The organism is Paraburkholderia sp., from assembly GCF_034668105.1.
Lineage (GTDB): Bacteria > Pseudomonadota > Gammaproteobacteria > Burkholderiales > Burkholderiaceae > Paraburkholderia.
In genome coordinates this window covers 1-4,519 of record NZ_JAXDPY010000404.1, presented here as the reverse complement: position 1 = coordinate 4,519, position 4,519 = coordinate 1, and the positions used below count along the sequence as shown (strand labels likewise).

General features: G+C 61.7%; 4 protein-coding genes. 1 reads left to right on the top strand and 3 read right to left on the bottom strand.

The window, feature by feature from the left end; genetic code table 11:
• From QOC89_RS18010 to rpsL, 3 genes are all read right to left on the bottom strand, one after another.
• Nucleotides 1–655 (bottom strand): GTP-binding protein (locus tag QOC89_RS18010; RefSeq protein WP_323046264.1); only part of this gene is annotated, 655 nt, incomplete at its 3' end.
• A gap of 93 nt (nt 656–748) precedes the next feature.
• Nucleotides 749–1,219, bottom strand: coding sequence for a 30S ribosomal protein S7 (gene rpsG / locus QOC89_RS18005; RefSeq protein ID WP_323046263.1), 471 nt, complete (start codon nt 1,217–1,219; stop codon nt 749–751).
• A gap of 75 nt (nt 1,220–1,294) precedes the next feature.
• Nucleotides 1,295–1,678 carry a 30S ribosomal protein S12 gene (gene rpsL / locus QOC89_RS18000; RefSeq protein ID WP_323046262.1) on the bottom strand — a complete coding sequence of 128 codons (384 nt, stop codon included), beginning with the start codon at nt 1,676–1,678 and terminating at the stop codon, nt 1,295–1,297.
• Between the two features lie 653 nt (nt 1,679–2,331).
• Here rpsL and QOC89_RS17995 point away from each other — a divergent pair.
• Nucleotides 2,332–4,416, top strand: coding sequence for a S9 family peptidase (locus QOC89_RS17995; RefSeq protein ID WP_323046261.1), 2,085 nt, complete (start codon nt 2,332–2,334; stop codon nt 4,414–4,416).
• Nucleotides 4,417–4,519: the final 103 nt, after the last annotated feature.

Below are 4,519 nucleotides of genomic sequence, written 5' to 3'. Positions count from 1 at the left end.
CTGACTCTACCAGCTGCATGCGGAAGGCTTCAGCCTTCTTCACTAGATTCGCAGGCACTTCTTCCACCGAATACTTCGCGCCCATGGTCTCGTCATGCCAGACAATGGCCCGCATCTCGATAAGGTCAACGACGCCCTTGAAATTTGCCTCGGCGCCGATTGGAATCTGGATGGCTACCGGACGTGCGCCCAGCCGCTTGCGGATGGTCTCGATCACATGCTCAAAATCCGCGCCGGCCTTGTCCATCTTGTTCACGAAGCAGATGCGCGGCACCTTGTACTTATCGCCCTGCCGCCATACTGTCTCGGTCTGCGGCTGCACGCCGGAGACGGAGTCGAACAGCGCCACCGCGCCATCCAGCACGCGCAGCGAGCGCTCCACCTCGGCCGTGAAGTCCACGTGGCCCGGGGTGTCGATGATGTTGACGCGGATGTTCTTCCAGGTGCAGGTGGTCGCAGCGGAGGTGATAGTGATGCCACGCTCCTGCTCCTGCTCCATGTAATCCATCGTGGCCGTGCCCTCGTGCACCTCGCCGATGCGATGGGTGATGCCCGTATAAAACAGGATGCGCTCGGTCGCCGTCGTCTTTCCGGCGTCGATGTGCGCCATGATTCCGATGTTCCGGCAACGATTTAGAGGTACTTGGCGAGCCACAGTCTCTTCTCTCTCAACTTCCCGCCAGCCCTGGGCCAGCGATAATTGCCACGGTTATCTGTTACCTGCTCCAGCTAGCGACTTCTCTTGCAATTACCAGCGATAGTGCGCGAATGCCTTGTTGGCTTCGGCCATGCGATGGATGTCTTCCTTCTTCTTCATCGCTGCGCCACGGCCGTTCGCCGCATCCAGCAGTTCGTTGGTCAGCTTATCGACCATGCCCTTCTCACCGCGAGCGCGACCATAAGTCACCAGCCAGCGGATCGCGAGCGAGGTGCGACGATCCGGATTGACCTCGATCGGCACCTGGTAGTTCGCGCCGCCCACGCGCCGGGTCTTCACCTCAAGCAGCGGCTTGCAGTTCTCGACCGCCTTCTTGAACAGCTTCAGGGCTTCGTCGCCGCCCTTCTGTTCCAGGTTGGTCATCGCGGTATAGAAGATGGCCTGCGCGGTCGACTTCTTGCCGCCCCACATCATCGAGTTCACAAACTTGGTCACCAACGAGGAGTTGTAGACCGGATCGGCCGCTACCTCGCGCTTGGCAATGTGTCCTTTTCTGGGCATCGCTTCCTAACCTTTTCCTGACTTCGCTGCTTACTTGGCTGCTGTCTACTTTGCTGCGGTCTACCTGGCTGCGGTCTACTTTGCTGCAGTCTTGGGGCGCTTCGCGCAATACTTCGAACGACTCTGCTTGCGGTTGGCCACGCCCACCGAATCGAGTGAGCCGCGCACCACGTGATACCGCACACCGGGCAGATCCTTCACACGGCCGCCGCGGATGAGCACGATCGAGTGCTCCTGCAGGTTGTGGCCGATGCCGGGGATGTACGTCGTCACCTCGATACCGTTGGTGAGCCGGACGCGGGCCACCTTGCGCAGTGCCGAGTTCGGCTTCTTGGGGGTCTGCGTGTACACGCGGGTGCACACACCACGCCGCTGCGGAGAGCCCTGCAATGCCGGGCTCGCGGTCTTGTACCGCGGCGCCGTGCGACCCTGCTTCACCAGCTGATTAAATGTCGGCAATCCAGTACTCCTTACCCTTTTCTCAAACCAATCACAGCCCACGCCAACGGCGAACGTCGACAATGCCATACCGGCGCATGGTCGCGTATCTCCGCTTCGCGTCTGCTTCGCTTCCTATCTCAGACAGGAACCAGGACGTTAGCCGCACGTGACGCGAACCCGGGAATCGCTCCCGGAATCCGATACCAGTCCAGCTTCGTTTCGAAGTTCCGGCCCGCATAGCCCTTCCAGGTGAAGGGTGTCGCAGGCACCGATGCGATCTTCGCCCTCTAATTTCAGAGGAACCGCAGAAGAGGCCCAAACCCAACTTGCAGCCTTACATTCTGTGGGATCCCGGTCTGGCGCCCGCCTTGCGCTGGTACAGAGCATGCGCAGGACGTGCCTCGGGGAACCTTTTAACAATAACAAGCGTTGGGGAAGTGGTCAATAAAAGGCGTTGAATTTGTGCACGAAATCTGCCTTTGGATGCGTTTTTGGCAGTGATTCGGCATTCAAGCGTTGTTTCTGGGTACAGAACCGTGCCGGAACTCGCCAGCCGAGGCGCCATGCCCTGACATGCTGCATGCAATTCTAATTTGCGAACCGATAAATCGTTTCACAACACTGACCAGGGTGTGGACTGCCAAGCTCAAAATGCTGGTAGCATCCGTCGCATGAGTTTTCTGTGCCGTCGTAGCCTGCCTTTTCTGCTTTGCCTCTCTACAGTTCCATTCACGGCCCTGGCGGCAGATGCGCCGAATAGCCATCCACCCGCAAATCCGAAGGTCCGGGCGATCCTGGGCGACCTCGGGAAGGTCCAGAACGTGGGAGAAACCTCGCTTTCCCCCGACGGCAAGCACCTGGCCTGGGCGCAGAAGGGACACGACAGCCCCGGCCGGATCATGGTGAGCGATGCGCGCGGAGAAGGCGCCGAACAGTTCGACACCGGCAAGGACTGCACCGCAACCGATCCGCAATGGTCGCCGGACTCCCGTGCGCTGCTGTTTGAAGGCGATTGCGGCAAGGACGGCCAGAACGACCTGTTTGTGACCACGTTGAATGGGCAGCCGCAGCAGATCACCCATTTGAAGGGATACGTGGAGCACGCGGCATGGTCGCCGGACGGCGAGCGGATCGCGTTCCTCTATGTGCCCGGCGCCACTCGGCCGGCGGGAGCGTTGGCGGCGATGAAGCCACCGTCCGGCGTGATCGGCGTCGAAGGCCTGGAAATACAGCGGGTCGCGGCGGTGTACTCGCGCGGCGGCGAGGTGGAGCTGCTCACCCCGGACAAGCTGCACGTTTATGAGTTCGACTGGTCCTCGGACTCCAAAAAGCTGGCCTATGTGGCCGCGCCACCGCCGGGGGAGAACAACTGGTGGGTGGCCCAGCTTTACACCGCGCCGGCAACAGCCAATGCCCAGCCCACCAGCATTGTTGACCCGCAGAAGGATCCCGGAACGCTGCACGGTTTGCAGATTGCGGTGCCGCGTTGGTCGCCGGATGGAGGGCAGATCGCGTTTATCGGTGGCTTGATGAGCGATCAGGGTGCCACGGGCGGGGATGTCTATCTCGTTCCATCGAGCGGCGGGAGCGCAGTCGACATCACTCCCCATGCGAATGTGACCTCGGTATGGCCGCACTGGGTAGATGATCACTCGCTGATCGTCTCCGAGGTCGCAGGTGGCGCTAGCCGCGTTGCCGGATACCATCTCACTGGATCGGGCGCTGCTGTGACATTGGCGGACGAGAAGACGCTCCTGGGAGTCCCGGCCGGCATCAGCGATGGGCGCGAAGCGATGAGCCTGTCGATCGCGAAGAACGGCACCTTCGCGGTGGCCAGCAGCTCCTTCGAGAAGCCGCCTGAGGTCTACGTGGGCGAGCTGAAGCCGGACGCGCAGCTCACGCAGGTGACGCACGTGAACGAGGCGCTCAAGCCCGCCTGGGGCAAGGCCGAGTCCATCGAGTGGACCAACGACGGCTTCCGCATCCAGGGATGGCTGATGCTGCCGGCACACTATGACCCGGCAAAGAAGTATCCGCTGGTGGTGATGGTGCACGGCGGGCCCTCAAGCGCCGTGCTGCCGCGCTGGCCGGGCGCAGGCTTCGGTGGCGCGCCGCTGAGCGCGATGAATTATTTTGTGCTGGAGCCGAATCCGCGGGGCAGCTATGGGCAGGGCGAGACGTTCACCATGGCCAACCGCAAGGACTTCGGCTATGGCGATCTGCGCGATATCCTGGCGGGCGTCGACGCGGTGGAGAAGAAGTACCCGAGCGTGGACGACAACCGGCTCGGCCTGACCGGCTGGAGCTACGGCGGCTTCATGACCATGTTCGGCGTGACTCAAACACCGCGCTTCCATGCGGCTGTGGCTGGCGCGGGCATCGCAAACTGGCAGAGCTACTACGGCGAGAATTCGATCGACCAGTGGATGCTGCCCTTCTTCGGCGCGAGCGTTTATGACGATCCGGCGGTCTACGCCAAGAGTTCGGCAATCGATTTCATCCGCAAGGTGAAGACCCCGACGCTGGTGGTGGTGGGCGATCGCGATGGCGAGTGTCCGGCGCCGCAGTCCTTCGAGTTCTGGCATGCATTGAAGGCCGAGGGAGTGCCGACTCAGCTGGTGGTCTATCCGAACGAAGGCCACGGCTTCCGCAGCCCCGAGCACCGGATTGATGTGCTGGAGCGGACGCTGGGCTGGTTCGACCAGTATCTGGGGAGCTCGGCGAGTGGGACGGCGGGTGGGACTGTTGGGCGATAGCGCTGGATAACAGCGGCGGGATGGAGACAGCAGATATCCCTCCGCTGCGCTTCGCTTCGGTCGGCATGACGGAGGTATTGGCCCGCGGTGAGCTGATGCGCCA

Excerpts from the sequence above, each read along its gene's own strand:
- QOC89_RS17995 (WP_323046261.1), top strand. The coding sequence starts at position 2,332 with ATGAGTTTTCTGTGCCGTCGTAGCCTGCCTTTTCTGCTTTGCCTCTCT.
- rpsG (WP_323046263.1), bottom strand. The coding sequence starts at position 1,219 with ATGCCCAGAAAAGGACACATTGCCAAGCGCGAGGTAGCGGCCGATCCG.